The following is a 23,254-nucleotide window of genomic DNA, read 5'->3' on the forward strand; positions in this document are numbered from 1 at the left end:
GAAAGAAGTTGATCCTTCCGCGTTGGAGGCGCAGATTTTCCGCGCCATCGCGACAGGGGGAGGCATCATGATCCGCATCACCATCGGCGGGCTGCTCGGCGGCCTTGCGATGTTCATCATCGGTTTCCTCTTCTGGGGCACGCCGCTGGCGGCGCTGGCGCTGAGCCGCGCCGACGATCAGGCGAGCGCCAATCTTCAGGCAGCGCTGGCGCAGGGCCTCAACAGCGGCGGCACCGGCGTCTATATCATCCCCGATCCCGCGACCGCGCAGGGCACCATCCTCTATGGCAAGGGGCCGGTGGCGCAAATCTTCTACAATAGCAGCGGCTTCCCCGTGACCGACGGCGCGGCGCTGATCGGCGGCGCGATTCTGGCTGTCGTGGTCGGGCTGCTGATCGCGCTGGCGCTGCGTTTCGCCCTGCCCGATTTCGACAGCCGCGCACGCGCGTCGGTGATCTTCGCGGTGGCGGCGGCGCTGTGGATGCATGTGGGCCAAGCCGTGTTCAACCATGCCCCCTGGGGTTATATCCTCTACCTCGCCTTCAGCGATTTCGTGGCGCTGGCCGCCGCCGGGCTGATCGCGGCGAAGGTGATGGAGAGCAAGGCTGCTGACAAAGTCGGCGCCGGCACGCTCCACTAGAGCCGGTCAGGTCGCCGGCCAGGGCAGGCCGTAGCCCGAAAATTCCTTTTCGACATTGGGGTCGAGGTTCAGCGCGGCGCTCTTGTCCGCCTGCGCTTTCGCCTTGTCGCCCTTCTTCGCCCAGGCAAGCGCGCGGCCATAGAGGGATGTGGGATATTTGCCCTCGCTGGCAAGCACCTTGTCATAGGCGGCGATTGCCTCGTCGGGCCGGCCGAGGCGCAGGAGCACAAGCCCCCGGCTGTCGAGCAGCGCTGTGTCGCCGGCAGCACGCTTGAGCGCGGCATCGCAGTCCAGCAGGGCCGAATCGAGCGCCCGGCCGGCAATGGCCTTTTCCCAGCACATGGCGTTCAGCAATTCCGCGTCGTCGGTCCCGGATCGGGCCGCGTCGAAGTCGGATCTGGCCGCATCCGCATTGCCGAGACGCTCGTTGGCGAGGCCGCGACCGGCGAGCAGGCGGACATTGCCGGGAAATTTGGCAAGTCCCGCATCATAAGTTTTGAGCGAATCGGCCGCAGCGCCGCCCATCCGTTCCGCGTCGGCCTTGGCGATCCACAGCTTCACCTCGTTGGGGTCGAGGCGGACGGCTTCGGCAAGGTCGGCGGCGCGGCCTGCATGGTCGTCGGCCGGGCGGCGTTGCGCGCGGCGCACATAGTCGGCGGCGGTGGCGGGCTTTTCCGCGTCGAGCGCCGCCAGTTCCTTGCCCGACTGGCGATAGCCCGGCGGCTTGCGGAGATAGACGATCCGGTCCGCCAGCCGCCGTAGCGCGGCTTCCGCCGCAGTCGCCTGGTCCGCTGAAAATTCCGGGGCCACGCTGCGTTCGCTTTTCTCGATCAGGAAGACGTTGCCGGTAAGGGTCGCGCGGCGCTTATATTCGATGCCGGCGACAGTCTCCTCGACATCGGCATTGTCCGCCCCCGCCTTTCCAGTGAAGCCGGGGGGGAGCAGGATCTTTTCGCTCGCGACGCTGTAATAGGGGTAGCCGACAGCATAGGGCGCGGCCTTGTCCTGCCCGTCCTCGCGCTTGAAGTCCGCCTTGTAGCCGAGCCGCATCCCGTCGGTCTCGTACCAGCCATCGTCCCAGTCCATCTTGGCCAGCCCCTCCATCGTCAGGCGATATTCGCCGGACGCGGCGTCGAAGCTCGCGCCCATCTTCGACGGCTCGACGGCATCATGCTGTCCCTTCCAGTAGCGGCGGAGCGCCTGGTCGCGGGTCGCGCCGGTGAGGGCGGCCATGCTGTTGCGGGTTGAAAGCGCCGCGTCGCCACGCAGCACGGTTTCGACCTTGAAGGGCGCGGGCACAGCGAGGCCGGCGGTGGCGTCGATAGTGATCGAGATGCTTTCATTGGGCGTCGTCATCGGCGGGGGGACGATCGGCACGAGCGCGGCACCCTTGACGAGCAGCGGCAGGCCCCAGCTATAATAGGGCGTTTGCACCCGATCGAGGCTGGTGTCGCCGGTGCGGGTGCCGTCGAGCCAGTAAGTCTTGCCACCGATGGTCGCGCGCACCAGCACATGGTTGAACAGCCCCGCCATCGGCAACCGCTGGTCGATCCCGTCGCCGGACAGGGCGTTTACCGCGACCGCATCGGCGGCGATGCCGAGTTCGCGCAGCAGCCCCAGCAGCAGCGCGGTCTTGGCCTTGCAATCGCCATAGCGGCGGCTCCAAGTGGTTTCCGCGTCCGCCAGCGTCAGGCCGCCCACCCCCATGGCGAGCGCGACATAGCGCACCCGGTCCTGCACCAGCGTCAGCGCCGCCTGCGCGCGCACTTTGGGATCGGGCGAAAGGGCGGTGATGCGGTCCACTTCGGCCTTGAGCGGGCCGGTCGCGGGCAGGACGGACGCCTTGGCGTAGAGCGGAGCTAGCAAGGCGGCGAGATCGGCCCAGGAGGCGAAGTCCGTCACCTCGACATAGCGGCCCATGCCATATCGGGCAGGCGCGCCCTTGGGCGGGATGATCGGCTCGATCCGGTCGAGCGCATAGTCGACCGTCATCATGTCGCCCTTCCGCACCGCCTTCACCCCCGGCATCGCGGGGCTTGCGCGCAGCCGCGCGGGCAGGCTGGCGGGCCACTGCATCTTCAGACGCGCGCGGCCGATCGGAATGCCGTTCCATGCCGCCGAAATCTGTTCCACATGCCCCTTGAGCGTCGGGTCGGACGAGGCGACCGACATGGCGAATTCCAGCACGTCGCCGACCTGCAATCCTTCGGGCTGGATATTGGCGGTCAGCACGCCGTCGAGGGTCGCGTTCTCCAGATTCTGCTCGCGGCGCATGACGGTGAAAGTCTGGCCGGAGGCAAGTATGTCGATCACCTGGTCGCCGCGGTGGATGAGCAGCTTATGGACGCTGATCTCGTCCGTGTCGGGGCGCCAGGGGAAGCTGATATTGCCGGCCGCCAGCCCCTGCGGCGTGCCGATCCGCATCGCGACGTTGGAATAGAAGATTTGCCGGCCGGTCTCCAGCTTGACCTGCTGGTCTGACAGCAGCCATTCGACGGGGGCTTCGTTTGCCGTGTCGGCCTGCGGAATCGCGGGCGACGGGGCGACCCAGGCGGGTGCCGGGCCGATGACGGGCTTGTCGCCGGCATGGGCGGCGCTCGCGATCATGCTGGTCGCGGCGAGCAAGGTGGCGAGACATTTCATGATACCCCCAACAAGGCGGCGCGTCCCCATGCGCCTGCCGTCGCATCTTTCCGCGCCGTGCCTATCATTGCAAGAGGTTAGGCGATCTCCTGCGCCATGCGGACCATGCAGGCGGCGTGGCGGTGGGCGATTGCCATCCGGTCCGCGCCATAGCCGCCGCCCATGGTGCTGGCGACAGGGACGCCGCGCCCGCGCGCCTGCCGCATGACATAACGGTCGCGGACATCGAGGCCAGCATCGGTGAGGGCGAGGCGGCCGAGCCGATCGTCGCCATGGGGATCGACCCCGGCCTGATAGAGGATGAGGTCGGGCGCGAAGTCGGCGAGCACAGGGGGAAGCGTTTCGGCCAGAATCGCGAGATAGGCATCGTCTCCCGTCCCGTCGGGCAGGCCGATGTCGAGCGTCGAGGGCGCCTTTCGCACCGGGAAATTCTTTTCCGCGTGGATCGAGAGGGTGAAGATGTCGCTGCGGCCCGCGAGCAGCGAGGCGGTGCCATCGCCCTGATGCACGTCGAGGTCGAGGATCAGGATGCGTGCGGCGTCCCGTTCCGCGATCAGCCGGTTGGCGGCGATGGCAAGATCGTTGAACACGCAATAGCCCGCGCCCGTATCGGCCAGCGCATGATGGCTGCCCCCGGCGGCATTGGCGGCATAGCCGTGGATCATCGCCAGCTTCGCCGCCAACCATGTGCCGCCGGGCGACAGCAGCGACCGGCGCATGACCCGATCGGTGACGGGAAAGCCGATGCGGCGTTCCTTTTCCGGCGGGACGGCAAGGGTCACGACCTGATCGACATAGTCGGGGTCGTGCACCGCATCGATCCAGGCGCGGGGCATGGGCTCCGGCGTGTGGCGCACATAGGTCGCGCCGATTTCCTCCAGCGCCAGCATCACCAGCCCATATTTGTCGAAACGAAACGGGTTGCCGGGTGTTGCAGGGGAGACATAGGCGGGATGGTGAACGAGGTGCAGCATCATCTTTTCCCGCTATGCCGATTCCAACCTAGGGGACTTTGCGCTATCTGGTCCAGCATGAACCGTCCCGATATGATCCGTTTCCCGCTGCTGGCGCTCGTCGCGCTCGGCGCCACCGCCAGTTTCGCGCAGACCCAGCCTCCTGCCGTCGCGCCCACGCTCAACCCGCCTACGGTGCAGCCTTTGCCCGCGCCGCCCCCGCCGGTGCCGATCCCCGCGCTGTCGCCGGCGCAGGAGGCATGGGCGAACGAGTGGCTGAAGTCGGGCGCGGCACAGGGGCTGATGGCGCGGCAGAAGGCGGCCGGGCCGCTGAAGGGCGAGACGCTGGTGAGCGCGCTGCTCGATCGCGCCAAGGCGCTGTCGACCGGGCGGGTGGATACCGCCGACTTCCTGCAAGTCTGGGCGCTGCGCCCTGCCCCGTTCGATCCGCGCCCCGGCCTCGCCCAGGCGGTCAGCAACGACACGCTGGCGCAATGGGCCAAGGGGCTGACCCCGCCCTGGTCGGGTTATGAGACACTGCGCCGGGGTCTCGCCAAATATGAAGCGATCCGCGACAAGGGCGGCTGGCCGACGCTGACCGCCGCCTCCCCGGCCGATGTTGTGCGCGCGCGGATCGCGCTGGAAGACCCCAGCGTCACGCGCGACGAGCCGCTGGCGCAGGTGATCCAGCGGGCGCAGCGCCGCTATGGCCTTGAACCCACGGGGCAGCTTGGCGCGCGCACGCTGGAGGCGCTGAATGTCGGCGTCAATGATCGGATCGCCGCGATCATGGCTAATATGGAGCGGTGGCGCTGGATGCCGCGCAGCCTGCCGGTCAACCGCGTGCAGGTGAACATCGCCGCCGCCGTGCTGACCGTGTTCGAGGGCGACCAGCCCGTCACCTCGATGCGGGCCGTGACCGGCAGCCCGGACAATCAGACGCCGATGCTGACGTCCAGCATCCATTCGATCGTGGTGAATCCGCCGTGGAACGTCCCCATGTCGATCGCCAAGCGCGAGCTGTTCCCCAAGGGCCGCGCCGCGCTAGCGCGGCAGGGGTACAAGATCATCAAGACGCCCGAAGGCGGCGAGCGGATCGTCCAGCCGGCGGGGCCGAACAGCGCGCTGGGGCGGCTGAAGTTCGACTTCAACAACCCCTTTGCCGTCTATCTGCACGACACGCCTTCGCGCGGGAAATTTGCGAGCTACGATCGGCTCGCCAGCCATGGCTGTATCCGGCTGGAAAAGCCGGTGGCGCTCGCCGAACTGATGGTCGCGCCCGATCCCAGCCTCAACGGCCAGATCCAGGCGATGATCGACGAGGGCAAGACGCAGCGCGTGTCGCTGCCCAACCAGGTCGCGGTCTATCTGCTCTACTGGACCGCCTTCGCCAACAATGACGGCGTGGTCAGCTTCCGCAGCGATCCCTATGGGTGGGACAAGCTGCTGGCGTCCAAGATCGAGGCGTCGAGCAGCCGAGTCGATCCCACCGCCGCCCCCTCCCCCGCCATCGCCCTGAAGGATTGATCCCATGCGTAAAATCGCCCTCGCCGCGCTCGCCGGCACGTTGATCCTCGCGGCCTGCGGGAAGAAGCCCGAAGAGCCGGAGGCGACCAACAATCTGGTCGAGCCGCCGGTCGAGAATGTCGTGGTGGAAGAGCCCGACGCGCCGCTGCCCGAACCGCAGAACAACGCCGTGGCGACTCCGGCCGCGCCGCCGCCATCCGTGTCAGAACAGCAGCAGATACTGGACGACGCCGAAGCGACCGGCATGACGTCCCGCCTGCCCGAAGGCGGCGAGCAGAGCCAGCCCGCGGACGAATCGAGCACGGCAAACAAGTGAAGAGGTCCGCTCCGGACTTCAACCGGGGCGGCGGCTTTGCTATATTGCGGTCATGGATCGCCGCAATTTCACGAAGTTCGCTTTAAGCGGACTCGCCTTTTCGTTTCTTTCCGACAGCATGGGCAGGGCCGCATTGCCGGTGCCTGCTGAACCCGCGACGCCGGTTCCGGTTCCGACCGTCCCGGCAACGCCGCGCGCGGTGGCGCAGAAACCCTATGCGGCGCTGCTGGAGCGCGCCCGCGCGGCGCTCGATGTCCATGCCCATCACTTCGAGTTGCGTGACCGGGTGGCGATCGTGGATTTCGATTCGCCGTCAAAGGATATGCGGATGCACATCGTCGACCTGATCGGCGGGCAGACCAGCAGCTATCTGGTGTCGCACGGGCGCGGATCGGACCCGGCGCATTCGGGCTGGCTACACAGCTTTTCCAACGAACCCAATTCGCTCGCCAGCAGCCAGGGCGCGTTCAAGACCGGCGAGATGTATTTCGGCCAGCATGGCCGGTCGATGCGGCTGCATGGCCTCGACCCGGCGAACAGCAACGCCGAGGCGCGCGCGATCGTGATCCATGGCGCGGACTATGTGAGCGAGGACCATGTCGCCGCCTGGGGCAAGTGCGGGCGGAGCGAAGGCTGCTTCGCGGTCGCCCCGCACATCGTGCCGCAGGTGCTGGGCATGATGGGGCCGGGGCGGATGCTCTATGCCGACAAGATCGGGCGGGGTTGAGGGGGCTTATCAGCCGCCGTCACTCCGGCCTTGCGCTGGGGTGACGGAGTGACGAATACAACCTACCCCGCGCTGGCGCCGGTGAGTATCTCGATCGACGGGCGGTTGGCGGCGTCGATCGTGCCGTCCGCCATCATCGCCTTGCCAAGATTGAGGGTTTCGTCGCGCAGCCCTTCCTCCATCGAGGTCTGGCTCGCGCCGATCAGGGCTGACAGGAGGATGTTCTTGGCGATCTTGTCGTCGGGCTGGGTTTCGACCGCCTTGCGGCCCAGCGCCAGTGCTTCCTGATAATAGGGGTCGGCGGCCGCGTTATCCAGGGCGGCGAGTTTCTGATTGCCGAGCTGGATCAATATTCCGGCGAGGATGTTGCGGCTGGTCGCGTCCTCGGGCTTCTCCTCCAACAGCTTGCGCCAGTGGGGCAGCGATTCCGTGTAAAGCGGCGCCACCTTGTCCATCTGGCCCAGCGCCATATAGGCGGCGGCATCGGCATAGAGGGCGTTGGCGAGGAAATTGACATTGTCGATCTTGGTCGGGTCCGCCTCTACCGCGACGCGGATCGCGGGGAGCGCCGCGTCATATTTAGCGACCGCACCCTGATTGTCGCCGGCCTGCTGCGCGGTCTGGCCAGCGGTGAAGTCGCTCACCGCCTGGTTGAAAGCGGCGATTTCCTTCGGCGTCAACTCGCGCGGTTCGACCGGCGCGGCTTCGGGCGCGGGCGATTCTTCCGGCGCGGCGACTTCAGGAGGGGGCGCCTCGGGCGTCTGCTGGGCAAAGGCCGGGGCAGCAAGCGCCAGCAGGGCGGCCAGGGTGGATTTCGCGACCGTCGAGGCCATGGGTCCGGGTCTCCTTACGTCGATGAATGGGGCCGCAGGCGGACCTAGCCCGTCTCTGCTGGCGGGAGAATGAACGAAGAAGCCTCCCGGTTCCGCCGTGTCAGGCGCGCGACAGGGCGATGAAACCGGCGGCGGTCGCGAAGTCCACCGCGCGACGGGCGCTGCGGGCGGCGGCTTCGGCGTCCTCGCCCCATTGCTCGACCTGCCACGCCTCGTCGATTTCGGCCGCCAGCCAGACGGCGGCGGGATCATGCCCGCCCTCCCCCACCGCCAGCCCGCAGACCAGCGAGCCGCTGAGCGTCACCAGTGTCGACAGGCCGGTGAGGCGAAAGGGATTGAGCGCCCCCACCGCCGCGCCGAGCCGCGCGAGGGTCTCAGCGGGCTGCGGCACGGGAATGATCCCCTGCGTCACGGCGAAGGCGACGTCGTAGCGCGCCCGCGCCCAGTCGAGCAGCGGCTCCCAGGCCGCGGCCTGCCGCGCGACCAGCGCTTCGGGGCCGTCGGCGCGGTAGCAGAGCAGGTCGGACTGGGCATAGCGGGCGACGCCGGCGGCGAAATCGGCCGGCTTGGGCGCGACATGATCGATGGCGGCGTTGGCAAGGCCAGTCATGGGCATGGTGGCGGGATCGACATTCTCGTCCTGGCCGTGCCATTCCGCCGCCACGGCATCGGCCAGCGCCGGAGTCGGAAGCGCCAGCGGCGCGCGCGCCGGGGTGCGGACCGGGCGGCCGTCGAGCTGAATAGTCCAGCCGCCTTCAATCGGAACGACCGCCACATCGGTGTAGAAGCGCTTCATTGCGGCGGCCCCTTGCGGAACAGCGCCAGGAGCAGGCGGGGCACGAGGACGAACTGGAACAGGCCGGCGAGCACCATGATCGTGCCGAACGCCTTGGCCTTGCCCCCCTGCACCCAGGAAAAGCGCTGGGCGATGGCGAGGAAGCCGAACATCACGAGGAAGGCGCCCGACAGGCGGAAGAGCGAGATGGCGAAGTGGCGCTGGCGCGCGACCTTGTCGGGGTCGATGGGCGGATGAGGGTCGGTCATGCGGCGTCGATATGGGCGCGCAGCTCCGCGCTGTCCATGGCGACGGCGCGTGCGCCGGCGGCGATGAGCTCGGCGGGCGGGTGATAGCCCCAGCCGACGCCGATCGCACGCACCCCGGCCGCGCGCGCCATATCGATGTCGAAGCTGGTGTCGCCGATCATCACCGTGGTCTCGGGCTCGGCCCCGGCTTGCGCCATGGCGGTCAGCAGCATGGAAGGGTGCGGCTTGGACGGATGGCGATCGGCGGTCTGGAGCGTGACGAAACGGTCGTGGACGCCATGGTGGGTGAGGCAAAGGCGAAGGCCGCGATCGGACTTGCCGGTGGCGACGCCCAGCAGCCAGCCGGCTTCGTCCAGTGCGACGATCAGGTCGGCGATGCCGGGATAGAGCGGCTCCTGCACCCCCTCCGCGCGGCGCAGCGTCTGGAAGGCGAGCTTGTAGCGTTCCGCCAGGTGATCGTGGAAATCGCTTGCAGCCTCGGGAAGCAACCGCGCCATGGCGTGGGGCAGCGACAGGCCGACGACCGAGAGGATCGCGGGCCGATCGGGCGGGGTCAGCTTCGCTTCCTCGAATGCGCGGGTCATGGCGGCGCAGATGCTGTGCTGGCTGTCGACCAGCGTGCCGTCGCAATCGAACACCACAAGGCGATTAGTCATGGGCGATTGGTCATGCCTTGCGCGTGCTCCCGCGCGCGCGGCGCTCGCCCTTGCGCCCCTTGCGGATCTGCTTGGCGTGGGCACGCGCCGCCTTCTTCTCATCCTCTCGGGTGGGGCTACGGTCGATCTCGTCGTCGAGCGGCAGGTCGCCGAGCGCAAGGTCGAAGCCGAGGTCGGCGAGGCTGTTGGCGAAGTGCGAGGGAAGCTGCGCCGTGACATCGACGCGGCCGCCATCGGGATGATCGACGCGGATGCGGCGGGCGTGGAGGTGCATCTTGCGGCTGATCGTGCCGCTCAAGAAGGATTCCTTGCCGCCATATTTGCCGTCGCCCACGATCGGGTGGCCGATCGCGGCCATATGGACCCGCAGCTGGTGCGTGCGGCCGGTATAGGGTTGCAGCTCGACCCAGGCGGCGCGATTGCCGGCGCGTTCGATCACGCGGTAGCGCGATCGGGCGGGCAGCCCCTCCGCCTCATCGACATGCATCTTCTCGCCGCCGGTGCCGGGCTGCTTGGCGATCGGCAGTTCGATCATGCCGTCCTCGATGCTGGGCACGCCCATCACCAGCGCCCAATATACCTTGCGCGCGGTGCGGCTGGAGAAGGCCTTGGCGAAATGGGCGGCAGAGCGGGCGGTGCGGGCGAGCAGCAGCGCGCCCGACGTGTCCTTGTCGAGCCGGTGGACCAGCTTGGGCCGGGTTTCGAGGTCGAACAGCAGGCCGTCGAGCAGCTTGTCGACGTGGCTGTCGGTCTTGGTGCCGCCCTGGGTCGCGAGACCCGGCGGCTTGTTGATGACGATGGCCTGTGCGTCGCGGTGGATCACCATCTCCTGCGCGTAGGCGATCTCGTCAGGGGTGAGGTCGATGACGCGGACTCGCTTGGGCTTGTCAGGCGCTTCGGGCTTCTGGTCGGCGGGCGGGACGCGGATCGTCTGGCCTTCGACGACGCGGTCGCCCGGCGCGGCGCGGGCGCCATCGACGCGAAGCTGGCCGGTGCGCGACCAGCGCGAAACAAGGTTGAAGCCCACGTCGGGCAAATGCCGATGGAACCAGCGGTCGAGGCGGATACCGTCATCGTCCGCGCCGACGCGGAACTGGCGAACAGCGAGTGAGACACCTGTTTGGGGGTTTGCCTTGGCCGGCGCGGGCTTGACCGGAGCCGGCTTCGCAGCGGATTTGGCGGCAGCGGGGGCGCGGGGCTTGAAGGCGGGCTTGGCGTCCTTGCGCGGGCCTGCGGGCTTGCGGCCGGTGGCGGGCTTGCGCGGGCCAACGCCCTTGGCGGGAGGACGGCCCTTCATGCCGCGACGCTCCGCATCAGCGTAAGGCCAAGTGCCAGCGCCGCGACCGCGCCGGCCACCGAGGCGAGCGCATAGCCGAGCGCCAGCATCCCCTGCCCGCGCTCGATCATCAGCATGGTTTCCAGGCTGAACGCGGAGAAGGTGGTGAAGCCGCCGAGCAGGCCGACGCCGAGCAGCAGGCGAACGGGCTCGCCCGCACCCTGCCCGCCACGCGCCAGCCAGCCCGCGAGCAGGCCCATGGCGAAACCGCCGATCAGGTTGGCGGCGAAGGTGCCCCAGGGCCAGGTCGCGCCGGGCACGATATGGCCGGCGAAGCGCCCGAGCTGATAGCGCAGCGCCGCGCCCACCGCGCCGCCGCCCATCACGAGAAACATATTGGTCATGGCGCTCCCCCTATAGCGAAAGCGGCCAAGGGGAAAGGGCGCTGCCGTCAAGCCGGCAGCGCGGCCACAAAGGAGGGTGCTGCCTTCAAGCCGGCAGCACGGCCACAAAGGAGGGTGCTGCCTTCAAGCCGGCAGCACCAGGCTTGCCTCCAGCCCGCCCTGCGGCCGGTTGGCGAGGCGCAGCTCGCCCTGATGCTCCGCCATGATGGCGCGGACGAGGGCGAGGCCGAGGCCCGCGCCGCCGGTCTCGCGGTTGCGCGATCCTTCGAGGCGGGTGAAGGGTTCGAGCATTTCGGCCATGCGGTCCTCTGCGATGCCGGGGCCGTCGTCGGCGACGGCGATGCGGATCGTGCCGTCTTCGCGGGTGACCGATACATGGGCGCCATCGCCATAGACGATGGCGTTTTCGATGAGATTGCGGAGCGCCCGGCGAATCTGCTGCGGGCGCACGAAGGCGACGGCGCGGTCGCTGTCGGCGAGATCGACGGGCGATCCGAGTTCGATGAAATCCTCCACCACCGCGTCGGCCAGGGAGGCGAGATCGACCTTCTGCGCGCTTTCGGTGCTGCGGCCGGCGCGGGCGAGCGAGAGGATATCCTCCAGCATCCGGTTCATCTCGTCGATCGTCTGCGACATGCGCGCGCGCTCGCCCTCATCCTCCACCGATTCGGTACGTACCCGTAACGATGCCAGCGGCGTACGCAGGTCATGGCCGATCGCGCCCAGCATCCTGTCCTTTTCGTCCAGCATGGCGATGATGCGCGCGCGCATGGCGTTGAACGCCATGGTGAGATCGCGCACGTCGCCCGGCCCGCGTTCGTCCACCGGGTCCGCCGCGCCGGTGCGGGCGAATTGCTGGGCCGAGCCGGTGAGCTGGCGCATCGGGCGCGCCATCCGCCGGCCGATCCACACGAGCGGGGCGAGGACGATGATGTAGAGGATCAGCGTCTGGCCGATCAGCCAGGGAAGGAAGCGGGGCGAGCGGTCGCCGCCGCGTGCCTGCGCGACCACCCAGCGGCCGGGTTCATATTCGACCGCGAGCGTGAGGCGCGTGGCGGGGCGATTGTCAGGGGGTTCGCCATTGGCGCGCGCGCGTATCCGGTCCCACCGGCGCATGGGCACGGGCCGCGCCTCTTCCGCCGCCGCCAGCGACCGGACCGAGACGCCGATGTCGGAGAACATGTCGGCCGCGCGCCGTTCGATGTCGGGACGCGGATTGCCGGGAAGCGCGGGGCGCCCCTCGGCGAAGCGGACGGCCCGCCAGTCGCGCCGGTTCCGACCGCGCTGCCGGTCATCGTCCTGCCCCTGCCAGCGTTCGGTGCGGGCATCGAGCGCATTGATGATGCGATAGACGGCGGGCGCGGTCTGGCCGGTCAGCGCCAGCCGGCTGCGCTCTCGCAGCAGCAGCCCGAAATTGATCGCCTGCGCCACGAACAGGCCGATCGCGACCAGCAGGATGATCTGGCCGACCAGGCTCTGCGGCCAGAGACGCAGCTTTTTCACAGTTTGCGGACCTCGGCCGACAAAGTGTAGCCGCCGCCCCAGACGGTCTTGATGAGGGTGGGATTCTTCGGGTCCGGCTCGATCTTTTTCCGCAGCCGGCTGATCTGGTTGTCGATCGCGCGGTCGAAGGCGTTCGCTTCCCGCCCCTGGGTGATGTCGAGCAGCTGGTCGCGGCTCAGCACCTGGTTGGGCCGCGTGGCGAAAGCGAGCATCAGATTATATTCGGCGGTCGAGAGTGGCAGCGACACGCCCTCGGCATCGACCAGGGTGCGCTCCTGCGACTTCAGCAGCCAGCCGGCAAAGGCATAGGTCGCGCCGTCGGGCGCGGTGACGCGCTGGCCGCCGGTGGCGACGCGGCGGAAGATCACCTTGATCCGGGCGACCAGTTCGCGCGGGGAAAAGGGCTTCAGCACATAATCGTCCGCGCCCATTTCAAGCCCGACGATGCGGTCGGTCTCCTCCGACCTGGCGGTCAGCAGGATGACCGGGATTTCGCTGGTCGCGCGGATATGGCGGCAGAGCGAAAGGCCGTCCTCGCCGGGCATCATGATATCGAGGATCACGAGGTCGATGGCGTTGGCATTCAGGCGGACGCGCGCTTCGGCGGCGCTGTCGACGGAGGTGACGCGAAAGCCGTTGCGCGAGAGATATTGGGCCAGCGGCTCGCGGATGGACCGCTCGTCATCGACGAGGAGGAGGTGGGGACGATCGCTCATGATGCCTGTCTGTCATGGCTTAGGAGAGGTTGGAAGGGCGAAGGAAGGGGGAACCTTCGCCCTTCACCGCCGGCGGGGGCAGTCTGGGGGACAGGGGGGAAAACCCCCGCGCCGCGATGCCGCCGGCTATGCTGTCAGCCTTGAGGCGCCTGGCGTGCGCGCCACTGACCGCGCATCGCGTCGCGCGCCGCCTTCATCTCGTCGGCGGTGACGAAGCCGTCCTTGTTGGCGTCGGCCTTGTCGAAGCGCTCGGTCGCGCCGGCAAGGAACTCCGCGCGGGTCACGATGCCGTCCTTGCGCGCCTCGGCCATCGGGCCGGGACCGCCATGGCGACGTCCGCCCCAGCGCTTGCCGCCGGGACCGCCGCGCCGATCGGCACGTGCCTCATGGCCTGCGGTGAATTCGGCCTTGCTGATCTGACCATTGCGGTCGGTGTCGAGCGCGGCGAAGCGCTCGTCGAGTCGCTGGTCGCGCTTGAGGTCGCGGTCCTTGGCCGTCAGCTGGCCGTCCTTGTCCGCGTCCATCCGGGCGAAGCGCGCCTGCGCGGCGGCGGTCGCTTCGGCCTTGCTGATCTTGCCGTCCTTGTTTGCGTCGGCCATGGCCATCATGCCGCCGCGTCCGCGCGGGCCGCCTTCGGGGCCGGGCTGGGCGAAGGCGAGATGGGTGGCGGCGAGGCCGCCGACGAACAGCGATCCGGCCGCGACCGTCAGGAAATAGTTGCGAAGCATGGCTTGTCCTTCATTCGGGTTTGCTTGGGCCGGCGCGATCGCCGTCCTTGAAACCGTTTATGAAGGGAGAATGTCCCGCAACTTTGTCACAGGTGACGGGGATGTGTCGCAAATTGTATCAGGACTGTCGCGCTGGCCCACCCCGCTGCGACTAAATTCGCTTCGCTCATCAAGTCTCGCTGCCCCTCCCGCCTGCGGGAGGGGAGCATTTAGGCGTCGCGCCGTCCCAGCAACCGAAGACGCAGGGCGTTGAGCTTGATGAAGCCGGCCGCGTCGCGCTGGTCATAGGCGCCGGCGTCGTCCTCGAAGGTCACGACCTTTTCGCTGTAGAGCGAATAAGGCGACTTGCGGCCGACGACATAGACGCCGCCCTTGTAGAGCTTGAGGCGAACGGTCCCGGTGACCTTTTCCTGGCTATGGTCGATCGCGGCCTGGAGCATCTCGCGCTCCGGCGAGAACCAGAAGCCATTGTAGATCAGTTCGGCATAGCGCGGCGCCAGTTCGTCCTTGAGGTGCGCCGCGCCGCGATCCAGCGTCAGCTGCTCGATGCCGCGATGGGCAAGGTGATAGATGGTGCCGCCCGGCGTTTCGTACATGCCGCGCGACTTCATGCCGACGAAGCGGTTTTCGACGAGGTCGAGCCGGCCAATGCCATGCTTGCGGCCATAGTCGTTGAGCGTTTCGAGCAGGGTTGCGGGCGACATGCCGACGCCGTTAATCGCGACGCCATCGCCACGCTCGAAATCGATGGTGATATATTCGGGCGCGTCGGGCGCGTCTTCCGGGTTAACGGTGCGCGAATAGACGAAGTCCGGGGTCTCCTCCCACGGGTCTTCGAGCACTTTGCCTTCCGAGGAGGTGTGCAGCATGTTCGCGTCAGTCGAGAAAGGCGCTTCGCCGCGCTTGTCGCGGGGGATCGGGATCTGATGCTGTTCGGCGAACTCGATCAGCTTGGTGCGGCTGGTCAAATCCCATTCGCGCCAGGGGGCGATGACCTTGATGTCGGGGGCGAGGCCATAATAGCCAAGCTCGAAACGGACCTGGTCGTTGCCCTTGCCGGTCGCGCCATGGCTGACGGCGTCCGCGCCGACAGCCCGCGCGATCTCGATCTGGCGCTTGGCGATCAGCGGCCGGGCGATCGAGGTGCCGAGCAGATAAAGCCCCTCATAGAGCGCGTTGGAGCGCATCATCGGGAACACATAGTCGCGCACGAATTCCTCGCGCAGGTCGTCGATGAAGATATTCTCTTCCTTGACGCCCATCAGGCGCGCCTTGGCGCGTGCGGGTTCCAGTTCCTCGCCCTGGCCCAGGTCGGCGGTGAAGGTCACGACCTCGCACCCGTAGGTCTGTTGCAGCCATTTCAGGATCACGCTGGTGTCGAGACCGCCGGAAAAGGCGAGGACGATCTTGTTGATGGCTTCGGACATGGGCTGCGGCGACTCTTTCTGATGGAACGGCGCGGTAACGATGCGCGCGCCGGTATCAGGCACGCCGCCAAAGCGCAACCGGACAGCAAAAGGGGAGCCGGGCGGATGGCCCGACTCCCCGATGGGGATGGTCCGGCGATCAGCGGCGGCTGGGGCGCAGCGTGCCGGGGCGGACGGGCTCGCCACCGAAGCGATAGACGGTCTGGCTGCGATCCTCACGCGCGGGGACATCGGCCGGCTCCGCGTCGATCGTCTGCGGCGCGGGGTGCGGCATGGCGGCGGCTTCGCGCTGGGCCAGCAGGAACTTGGCGCGGCGCAGGCGCTTCGTCCGCGTGGTGAAGGGATTGTCGGCGCTCGGCGGCGCGGCGACCATAGCGTCGAGATCCACGTCCGCGCTTGCGCGGGCAAGGACCGGGCGCACGGGGGCGGGGGCGGCCGGTGGCGTAGCGATCTGCGGCGTGAGCGGCATGGCGACAGGGGCCTCCTCTTGGACATCATGCGCGCGCGCATCGCCACGGCGACGGCGCATCAGCGCAGTGCCGCCGATACCGAGGAGCAGCAGCGCGCCGCCGCCCAGCGCCCACAAGAGCGCGTCATCGGTGCGCGCGGATTCCGCCGCCGTAGCGGGCTGGCGGATGGCCGGCGCAGGCTGAGCGACATCGTCGGTCGCCTGCTGGCGCGCGGCAGGGGCAGGGGCAGGAGCAATGGCAGGCTCAGGCGCGGCAACGGGCGCGGGCCGATCGGCGGCCGGAGTCGAGGGCGCTATGCGCTGGGCCCGTTGAGCCGGACGTTCGGCCCGGGGCGCTGGACGCTCGGCCGCGCGTTCCGCCTCGACGGCGGCGCTGGCCTCGACGATGCGCTGGTCGACTGGAGGCGTCTGCTGCACCACCGGCTGGCTCGGCGTGAATAGCGGCGCTTCGGACGCTGGCGGGGTGGCGGCCATCGGTGCGGTCGCCGACGGCATGACCGGCGGCGGGGCGACGATTTCCTGCGCGAGCAACGGGGTTGCACTGAAGGCCAGAACAGCGGCGATCGCGGCCCTGGCGGGGCGGGTTGAGCGAATGGTATCAGTCATAGCGCAAGGTCAACGACCGACTGCGTGTTTCATCCCCAATGATCGTTCGGAATCGCGACAGGGCGAGTTTCGACAAAGGCAAGACGAGTATATGAATAGACGTTCAGCTTCGGATATGAACGGCATATTTATGGAATACGCAACTTGGATGCCGCGCCATATGATTTGCGGGCAAAGTGACTAGACTTGCGCTGGCGCAGCATCGGGTTGAGTTCAGAGAGTAAAGCTCCACTCCCTGCCTTATCGTGGCAAGGTGTCAGCCTCCATCATGTGGTGGGCTTTTGATGATCTCGGCGGCCTCGATCCGCGCGCCTTCGACCAGTGCGTCGCGGCGCGCCTCGTCCGCCTGTTGCGCCAGCCGGTCCGCTTTGGTCCGGCCGTATTTCGCACGGTTGGCGTCGGCGGTGCGGGCCTTGTCGGCGCGGGCCTTGGCCTTGCGCGCCATACGCAGGTTGATGACGTTGCTCATGTTCCTGTTTCTAGCCCGCGCAGCAGCCTCTTGCCAATCCGGGTGGCTAGCCGCCATGGTCGCCGCCATGGCCACGCCCAGCATCCACGATGTCGCCGCGCTCGCGCAGGTGTCGATCAAGACCGTGTCGCGCGTGGTCAACAAGGCGCCCAATGTCAGCGCGGACCTGCGCGACCGGGTGCAGGCGGCGATCGAACGCCTGGGATACCGGCCGAACCAGTCGGCGCGGCGGCTGGCGGGGGGCAAGTCGTTCATGCTCGCCTTCCTCTACAATAATCCAGCGCCCGGCTATGTCAGCCGCATCCAGATGGGGGCGGCGTGGCGGTGTCGGGATCTGGGATATCATCTGGTGGTGGAGCCGCTGTCGCCGCAAGCCGACGAGCGGTTCGAGGTGCTCGACCGGCTGGCCGCGGCGCTGCGCCCCGACGGGGTACTGCTGGTGCCGCCGCTGGCCGACGACGCGGCGCTGCTGGCGCGGCTTGGCGAGATGGGGTTGCCCTGCGCGCGGATCGCCGGGTCGCTGAGCGCGCCGAGCTTCACCATTCACACGCCCGAGCGCGTGGGGGGGCGCATGGTGGCGGACCATTTGATCGGCCTTGGCCACCGGCGCATCGGCGTCATCACGCCGCCAGCCGGCCACCGCGCCGCTTCGCGCCGGGTGGAAGGGTTTCGCGAGGGGCTGGAGGCGGCCGGCCTGAAGATTGACGACGCGCTGTGCATACCGGGCCGGTTCGATTTCGCGTCGGGGATCGAGGCCGGCGAGACGCTGCTGGCGTTGCCCGAGCGCCCCAGCGCGATCTTCGCCACCAATGACGAGATGGCGCTCGGCGTCCTCACCCTCGCGCACCGGGTCGGGCTGCGCGTGCCGGAGGATCTGTCCGTCGTGGGGTTCGACGATACGAGCGCCAGCCTCACCTCCTGGCCGCCGCTCACGACGGTGCGCCAACCGCTGGAGGATATGGGGCGATCGGTGGTCGATGCGCTGGCGGGCGGCGCGGGCGATGCGCCCGAATTCCTCTTCACCCTGATCGCGCGGGGCAGCAGCGGCCCGGCCTGACAATCCGATCCGTTATGGAGCGTCCGCTCATCCTTGATAGGGAATTTACCCTTATCCCTCAGGCGCATGGACAGCGCCCTTTCTTGCCTCACAAGCCCGACGCTGGTGCCCGCGACGCGGCACCGGGACGCGCGCGGGTGGTTTTCCGAAAGCTGGTCGGCCGACGCCTTCGCGCGGATCGGCATCGGCTGCGCCTTCGTGCAGGACAATCATTCGCTCTCGCGCGCGGCTTTCACCCTGCGCGGGCTGCACTATCAAGGGCAACCGCATGCGCAGGCGAAGCTGGTGCGCTGCCTGCGCGGGCGGATATTCGACGTCGCGGTGGACTTGCGCGCGGGGTCGCCGGGCTTCGGGCGTTGGACCGGGGTGGAATTGAGCGCTGAGGAGGGCGCGTCCTTCTTCGTGCCTGTCGGTTTCGCCCACGGCTTTCTGACGCTGGAGCCGGACTGCGAGGTCTTCTACAAGGTATCGGCGCCCTATGCGCCGGCGAGAGACGCCGGGCTGCTGTGGGACGATCCCGCGATCGGCATAGACTGGCCATTGCCGCCGGGGATCACACCGCTGCTGTCGGCCAGGGATGCCGCCTTGCCCCGGCTGGCCGACATCGCGCCGCCCTTTGCGTTCGACAGGGAGGCGGACTGATGCGCATCCTCGTCACCGGCGGCGCGGGGTTCATCGGGTCGGCGCTGATCCGCCACCTGATCGCCGACAGCGGGCATGAACTGCTGAATTTCGACAAGCTGACCTATGCGGCGACACGCGGGTCGGTCGAGAGCGTCGCGGACCACCCCCGCTACCGCTTCGTGCGGGGCGACATCTGCGACCGGGCGGCGGTGGCGGCGGTTCTGACCGATTTCCGGCCCGATATCGTCACCCATCTGGCGGCAGAAAGCCATGTCGATCGATCGATCGACGGGCCGGATGCCTTTATCCGCACCAACATAGAGGGGACTTTCGTCCTGCTAAATGCGGCGCGCGCCTACTGGTCAGGAATCGGGGGTGAAGGCAAGGCGCGCTTCCGCTTCCACCATATCTCCACCGACGAGGTCTTCGGATCGCTGGGCGCGGAGGGGCTGTTCAACGAGGACACGCCCTACGACCCGCGATCGCCCTATTCGGCGTCGAAGGCGGCCGCGGATCACCTCGTCCGCGCCTGGGGGCATAGCTACGGCCTGCCGGTGCTGGTCACCAACTGTTCGAACAATTACGGCCCCTATCATTTTCCCGAAAAGTTGATCCCACTGATCATCGTGCGCGCGCTGCGGGGTGAGAGCCTGCCCGTCTATGGCGCGGGGGATCAGGTGCGTGACTGGCTGTATGTGGAGGATCATGCCCGCGCTCTGCGCGCCGTGTTCGAGCGCGGCGAGCCGGGACGCAGCTACACGATCGGCGGGTCGGCCGAGCGGCGCAATATCGACGTGGTGCGCGCGGTCTGCGCCTTGCTCGATGATCTGCGCCCGCTCGGGGGTGGGCGCAGCTATGCCGCGCAGATCGCGCATGTCGCGGATCGGCCGGGGCATGACGCCCGTTACGCCATCGATGCGCGCCGCATCAGGCGGGAAATGGGCTGGGCCCCCGCCGAGACGTTCGAGAGCGGCCTTGCCAAGACGGTCGACTGGTATCTGGAGAATGAGGGCTGGTGGGGGCCGCTGCTTGCCGATCGGTCGGCGGCGGCGCGGCGGGGGCTGGCGGCGTGATGCGGACGATCCTCGCAACCGGGGGCGACGGGCAGCTCGGCCGGGCGCTTGGTGCGCTGGCCCTGCCGCCGGGGTGGCGAGTGGAGGCGACCGGGCGCGGCGGGCTGGATGTAACCGACGCCGAGGCAGTCGCCGCGCAGATCGGCGGGGGCGGCTATGCGGCGGTCATCAACGCGGCCGCCTATACCGATGTGGACGGGGCCGAGCGGGATGCGGTGAGCGCATGGCGGGTCAATGCGCTCGCCCCGGCGGCGCTTGGCGCGGCGTGTGCGGCAAAGGACATCCCGATCGTGCAAATCTCGACCGACTATGTGTTCGACGGCGGCCAGCCAGAACCGTACGAGCCGGCCGACCGGCCCGGCCCGCGCAACATCTATGGCGCGTCCAAGCTGGGCGGCGAGATCGCGGTCGCGGCGAGCGGGGCGCGTCACGTCGTCCTGCGCACCGCATGGCTGATATCGCCTTATGGCCGCAATTTCGCGACCGCCATGCTGCGGCTTGCCGCAGAAAGGCAGCGCGTGCGCGTCGTCGCCGATCAGATCGGCACGCCCACGCTGGCGGGCGACCTGGCTGAGACCGCCGCCGCCATCGCCATCCGAATGGCCGACGATGCGGGAGCGCCGGGGGGCATCCATCATTTCGTCAATGCCGGCGCGGCGAGCTGGGCGGAGCTTGCCCGCGCGCTCTTCGCGCAAAGCTGCGCGCGCGGCGGGCCGAGTGCCGAGGTGGAGCCGATCGGGTCCGCCGAATGGCCCACCCCGGCGCGACGGCCGGCGAACAGCCGATTGTGCACGCAAAGCCTGACCCACGCCTTCGGCATCACGCCCCGACCGTGGCGCGACGGGTTGCCCGCGTTGCTCGACGCGCTGATCGGAGACCCGCGATGAAGGGCATCATCCTGGCCGGCGGGGCCGGCACAAGGCTGCACCCCGCGACGCTGGCGGTGAACAAGCAGCTGCTGCCGGTCTATGACAAGCCGATGATCTATTATCCGCTGTCGGTGCTGATGCTGGCGGGGATACGCGACATCCTCATCATCTCCAGCGCCGATTATCTGGACAGCTATCGCCGGCTGTTCGGCGATGGCGCGGCGATCGGCCTTTCCATCGGCTATGCGCTTCAGCCCCGGCCCGACGGGCTGGCGCAGGCTTTGCTGATCGGGGCGGACTTCATCGACGGCGGGCCGGTGGCGCTGATCCTGGGTGACAATATCTTTTTCGGCGCGCATCTGCCCGCGCTGCTGCGGCGGGCGGTCGAGCGGACGGAGGGTGCGACCGTGTTCGCCTACCGCGTCGATGATCCGACGCGCTACGGCGTGGTCGAGCTGGGGGCGGACGGGCGCGCGGTCGGGCTGGAGGAGAAGCCGGCCGATCCCCGGTCCAACCTAGCCGTCACCGGCCTCTATTTCTATGACGCCCGCGCGGTCGACCTGGCCCGCACGCTTGTTCCCTCGCCGCGCGGCGAGCTGGAGATCACCGACCTCAACCGGCTCTACATGGCGGCGGGTGACCTGCATGTCGAACAGATGGGGCGCGGCTATGCCTGGCTCGACACGGGGACGCATGACAGCCTGATCGAGGCGTCGGAGTTCGTCCGCACGATCCAGCACCGTCAGGGCATCCAGATCGCCTGCCTGGAGGAAATCGCCTATCAGCAGGGCTTCATCGGGCGCGACGCGGCGCGGGCGCGCGGCGAGCTGTTCGCCAAGACGGCCTATGGGCGGGCGATTTTGGCGGCGCTCAGCCCCTAGCTTTCGTCGCCCATGCGAAGCGCGGCGATGAAGGCTTCCTGCGGGATCTGCACGCTGCCATATTCGCGCATCCGCTTCTTGCCCTCTTTCTGCTTTTCCAGAAGCTTCTTCTTGCGCGTGATGTCGCCGCCATAGCATTTCGCCGTGACGTCCTTGCGCATCGCCGCGATCGTCTCGCGGGCGATCACCTTGCCGCCGATCGCCGCCTGGATCGGAATCTTGAACAGGTGGCGCGGGATCAAGTCCTTCAGCCGCTCGCACATATGACGGCCGCGCGCTTCGGCGGCGCTGCGGTGGACGATCATCGACAGCGCATCGACCGGCTCGTTGTTGACGAGGATGCTCATCTTGACGAGGTCGCCCTCTTGGCTGCCGATCTGGTGATAGTCGAAGCTGGCATAGCCCCGCGAAATCGACTTCAGCCGATCGTAGAAGTCGAACACGACTTCATTGAGCGGCAGGTCGTAGGTCACCTGCGCGCGGCCGCCGACATAGGTCAGGTTCTTCTGGATGCCGCGCCGGTCCTGGCAGAGTTTCAGGATGGAGCCGAGATATTCGTCGGGGCAGTAGATCACCGCCTCGATCCACGGTTCCTCGATCATTTCGATATGGTTGGGATCGGGCATGTCGGCGGGGTTGTGAAGGTGCTTCACGCTCCCGTCCTTCATGTGCATGTCATAGACGACCGACGGCGCGGTGGTGATGAGGTCGAGATCATATTCGCGCGTCAGCCGCTCCTGGATGATCTCCAAGTGCAGCAGCCCCAGGAAGCCGCAGCGGAAGCCGAAGCCGAGCGCGGCCGAGGTCTCCATTTCGAACGAGAAGCTGGCGTCGTTGAGGCGGAGTTTCGAGATGCTGTCGCGCAGCTTCTCGAAATCATTGGCGTCGACCGGGAACAGGCCGCAGAACACCACCGGCTGCACTTCCTTGAAGCCGGGCAGCGGCGCTTTCGCCGGGTTCTTGACCGTTGTGATGGTGTCGCCGACGCGGGTCTGGCTGATGTCCTTGATCTGCGCGGTGATGAAGCCGATCTCGCCCGGCCCCAGTTCCGGCAGCGCCTCGATCTTGGGGCGCATGCAGCCGACGCGGTCGATCAGATGTTCGGTGCCGCCGATCATGAACTTGATGTTCTGGCCCTTCTTGATGACGCCGTTGATGACGCGGACCAGAATGACGACGCCCAGATAGGGGTCGTACCATGAGTCGACCAGCATCGCCTCCAGCGGGGCGTCGCGATCGCCCTTGGGCGGAGGGATCTTGGCGACGATGGCTTCGAGCACCTCGTCGATGCCGATGCCGGATTTGGCCGAGGCCAGCACCGCTTCGGACGCATCGAGGCCGATGACCTCCTCGATCTCGGCCCGGACCTTTTCCGGCTCGGCGGCGGGAAGGTCGATCTTGTTGAGGACGGGCACGATCTCATGGTCATGCTCGATCGACTGATAGACGTTGGCGAGAGTCTGCGCCTCCACGCCCTGCGCGGCGTCCACGACCAGCAGCGCGCCTTCGCAGGCAGCAAGGCTGCGGCTCACCTCATAGGCGAAGTCGACATGGCCGGGCGTGTCCATGAGGTTGAGTTCATAGGTTTCGCCATTTCTGGCGACATAGTCGAGGCGCACCGTCTGCGCCTTGATGGTGATGCCCCGCTCCTTCTCGATATCCATATTGTCGAGCACCTGCGCGCTCATTTCCCGGTCGGTGAGGCCGCCGGTGCGCTGGATCAGACGGTCGGCCAGCGTCGATTTGCCATGGTCGATATGGGCGATGATCGAGAAATTGCGGATATGGCTGAGGTCGGTCATCGGCGCCCGAT

The 23,254-nt window shown here is 67.8% G+C and carries 24 protein-coding genes; 9 read left to right on the top strand and 15 right to left on the bottom strand.

All coding sequences use genetic code 11. From position 1 onward, the window contains the following. The first annotated feature begins 67 nt into the window (after positions 1-67). A complete protein-coding gene (locus ACETPF_RS14115) occupies positions 68-640 on the top strand; it encodes a hypothetical protein (protein WP_373935163.1) in 573 nt (190 codons plus the stop codon). A gap of 6 nt (positions 641-646) precedes the next feature. Here the strand turns inward: ACETPF_RS14115 and ACETPF_RS14120 are convergent, their stop codons facing one another. Both ACETPF_RS14120 and ACETPF_RS14125 read right to left on the bottom strand, forming a co-directional pair. Continuing rightward, positions 647-3,283, bottom strand: a complete 2,637-nt coding sequence (locus tag ACETPF_RS14120; protein WP_373935165.1) for a DUF3857 domain-containing protein — start codon at positions 3,281-3,283, stop codon at positions 647-649. Between the two features lie 77 nt (positions 3,284-3,360). Beyond that, positions 3,361-4,257 carry a histone deacetylase family protein gene (locus ACETPF_RS14125; RefSeq protein ID WP_373935166.1) on the bottom strand — a complete coding sequence of 299 codons (897 nt, stop codon included), beginning with the start codon at positions 4,255-4,257 and terminating at the stop codon, positions 3,361-3,363. Between the two features lie 57 nt (positions 4,258-4,314). Between ACETPF_RS14125 and ACETPF_RS14130 the strand changes: the two genes are divergently transcribed. Genes ACETPF_RS14130 through ACETPF_RS14140 form a run of 3 tightly spaced genes read left to right on the top strand, consistent with a single transcriptional unit; the run spans position 4,315 to position 6,806 of the window. After that, positions 4,315-5,763, top strand: a complete 1,449-nt coding sequence (locus ACETPF_RS14130) for a L,D-transpeptidase family protein (protein WP_373935167.1) — start codon at positions 4,315-4,317, stop codon at positions 5,761-5,763. Positions 5,764-5,767: 4 nt separating this feature from the next. Beyond that, complete coding sequence (locus tag ACETPF_RS14135; RefSeq protein WP_373935169.1) at positions 5,768-6,079, top strand: hypothetical protein; 312 nt, start codon at positions 5,768-5,770, stop codon at positions 6,077-6,079. A gap of 52 nt (positions 6,080-6,131) precedes the next feature. Continuing rightward, positions 6,132-6,806 (top strand): murein L,D-transpeptidase catalytic domain family protein, encoded by a 675-nt coding sequence (locus ACETPF_RS14140; protein ID WP_373935171.1) that lies wholly within the window; start codon positions 6,132-6,134, stop codon positions 6,804-6,806. Positions 6,807-6,868: 62 nt separating this feature from the next. Here the strand turns inward: ACETPF_RS14140 and ACETPF_RS14145 are convergent, their stop codons facing one another. From ACETPF_RS14145 to ACETPF_RS14200, 12 genes are all read right to left on the bottom strand, one after another. Next, positions 6,869-7,639: a hypothetical protein gene (locus ACETPF_RS14145; RefSeq protein WP_373935172.1), complete on the bottom strand. Its 771-nt coding sequence runs from the start codon at positions 7,637-7,639 to the stop codon at positions 6,869-6,871. A 100-nt stretch (positions 7,640-7,739) separates the two neighbouring features. Continuing rightward, on the bottom strand, positions 7,740-8,435 hold the full coding sequence (locus tag ACETPF_RS14150) for an ATP12 family chaperone protein (protein WP_373935173.1): 696 nt from the start codon (positions 8,433-8,435) through the stop codon (positions 7,740-7,742). Next, positions 8,432-8,683 (bottom strand): hypothetical protein, encoded by a 252-nt coding sequence (locus tag ACETPF_RS14155; protein WP_373935174.1) that lies wholly within the window; start codon positions 8,681-8,683, stop codon positions 8,432-8,434. Before ACETPF_RS14155 ends, ACETPF_RS14150 begins: the two co-directional genes overlap by 4 nt. After that, positions 8,680-9,339 carry an HAD-IA family hydrolase gene (locus ACETPF_RS14160; protein ID WP_373935176.1) on the bottom strand — a complete coding sequence of 220 codons (660 nt, stop codon included), beginning with the start codon at positions 9,337-9,339 and terminating at the stop codon, positions 8,680-8,682. The genes ACETPF_RS14155 and ACETPF_RS14160 overlap by 4 nt, the downstream gene beginning before the upstream one ends. A gap of 10 nt (positions 9,340-9,349) precedes the next feature. Then, positions 9,350-10,636 (bottom strand): RluA family pseudouridine synthase, encoded by a 1,287-nt coding sequence (locus tag ACETPF_RS14165; protein WP_373935178.1) that lies wholly within the window; start codon positions 10,634-10,636, stop codon positions 9,350-9,352. Continuing rightward, positions 10,633-11,019, bottom strand: coding sequence for a fluoride efflux transporter CrcB (crcB, locus tag ACETPF_RS14170; protein ID WP_373935180.1), 387 nt, complete (start codon positions 11,017-11,019; stop codon positions 10,633-10,635). Before crcB ends, ACETPF_RS14165 begins: the two co-directional genes overlap by 4 nt. Positions 11,020-11,142: 123 nt before the next feature. Continuing rightward, positions 11,143-12,522: an ATP-binding protein gene (locus ACETPF_RS14175; RefSeq protein ID WP_373935182.1), complete on the bottom strand. Its 1,380-nt coding sequence runs from the start codon at positions 12,520-12,522 to the stop codon at positions 11,143-11,145. After that, positions 12,519-13,238 (bottom strand): response regulator, encoded by a 720-nt coding sequence (locus tag ACETPF_RS14180; RefSeq protein ID WP_373935184.1) that lies wholly within the window; start codon positions 13,236-13,238, stop codon positions 12,519-12,521. Before ACETPF_RS14180 ends, ACETPF_RS14175 begins: the two co-directional genes overlap by 4 nt. Positions 13,239-13,372: 134 nt before the next feature. Continuing rightward, positions 13,373-13,966: an EF-hand domain-containing protein gene (locus ACETPF_RS14185; protein ID WP_373935187.1), complete on the bottom strand. Its 594-nt coding sequence runs from the start codon at positions 13,964-13,966 to the stop codon at positions 13,373-13,375. A 209-nt stretch (positions 13,967-14,175) separates the two neighbouring features. Then, positions 14,176-15,393 carry an argininosuccinate synthase gene (locus ACETPF_RS14190; protein ID WP_373935291.1) on the bottom strand — a complete coding sequence of 406 codons (1,218 nt, stop codon included), beginning with the start codon at positions 15,391-15,393 and terminating at the stop codon, positions 14,176-14,178. Between the two features lie 139 nt (positions 15,394-15,532). Next, positions 15,533-16,468, bottom strand: coding sequence for a hypothetical protein (locus ACETPF_RS14195; protein ID WP_373935190.1), 936 nt, complete (start codon positions 16,466-16,468; stop codon positions 15,533-15,535). Positions 16,469-16,724: 256 nt separating this feature from the next. Then, positions 16,725-16,937, bottom strand: a complete 213-nt coding sequence (locus ACETPF_RS14200; protein ID WP_373935192.1) for a DUF4169 family protein — start codon at positions 16,935-16,937, stop codon at positions 16,725-16,727. A gap of 67 nt (positions 16,938-17,004) precedes the next feature. On the opposite strand from ACETPF_RS14200, the gene ACETPF_RS14205 reads away from it, so the two are divergent. The 5 genes from ACETPF_RS14205 to rfbA all read left to right on the top strand — a co-directional run bounded on the left by ACETPF_RS14205 (position 17,005) and on the right by rfbA (position 21,441). Next, a complete protein-coding gene (locus tag ACETPF_RS14205; protein ID WP_373935194.1) occupies positions 17,005-17,994 on the top strand; it encodes a LacI family DNA-binding transcriptional regulator in 990 nt (329 codons plus the stop codon). Between the two features lie 66 nt (positions 17,995-18,060). After that, positions 18,061-18,636 carry a dTDP-4-dehydrorhamnose 3,5-epimerase gene (rfbC, locus tag ACETPF_RS14210; RefSeq protein ID WP_373935195.1) on the top strand — a complete coding sequence of 192 codons (576 nt, stop codon included), beginning with the start codon at positions 18,061-18,063 and terminating at the stop codon, positions 18,634-18,636. After that, positions 18,636-19,691, top strand: coding sequence for a dTDP-glucose 4,6-dehydratase (rfbB, locus tag ACETPF_RS14215; RefSeq protein WP_373935197.1), 1,056 nt, complete (start codon positions 18,636-18,638; stop codon positions 19,689-19,691). Before rfbC ends, rfbB begins: the two co-directional genes overlap by 1 nt. Then, positions 19,634-20,578 (top strand): dTDP-4-dehydrorhamnose reductase, encoded by a 945-nt coding sequence (gene rfbD / locus ACETPF_RS14220; RefSeq protein WP_373935199.1) that lies wholly within the window; start codon positions 19,634-19,636, stop codon positions 20,576-20,578. Before rfbB ends, rfbD begins: the two co-directional genes overlap by 58 nt. Beyond that, positions 20,575-21,441 (top strand): glucose-1-phosphate thymidylyltransferase RfbA, encoded by an 867-nt coding sequence (gene rfbA / locus ACETPF_RS14225; protein WP_373935200.1) that lies wholly within the window; start codon positions 20,575-20,577, stop codon positions 21,439-21,441. Before rfbD ends, rfbA begins: the two co-directional genes overlap by 4 nt. Here rfbA and lepA read toward each other — a convergent pair. Then, complete coding sequence (lepA, locus tag ACETPF_RS14230) at positions 21,438-23,243, bottom strand: translation elongation factor 4 (RefSeq protein ID WP_373935202.1); 1,806 nt, start codon at positions 23,241-23,243, stop codon at positions 21,438-21,440. The genes rfbA and lepA overlap by 4 nt on opposite strands. Positions 23,244-23,254: the final 11 nt, after the last annotated feature.

The organism is Sphingobium agrisoli (assembly GCF_041877245.1).
Lineage (GTDB): Bacteria > Pseudomonadota > Alphaproteobacteria > Sphingomonadales > Sphingomonadaceae > Sphingobium.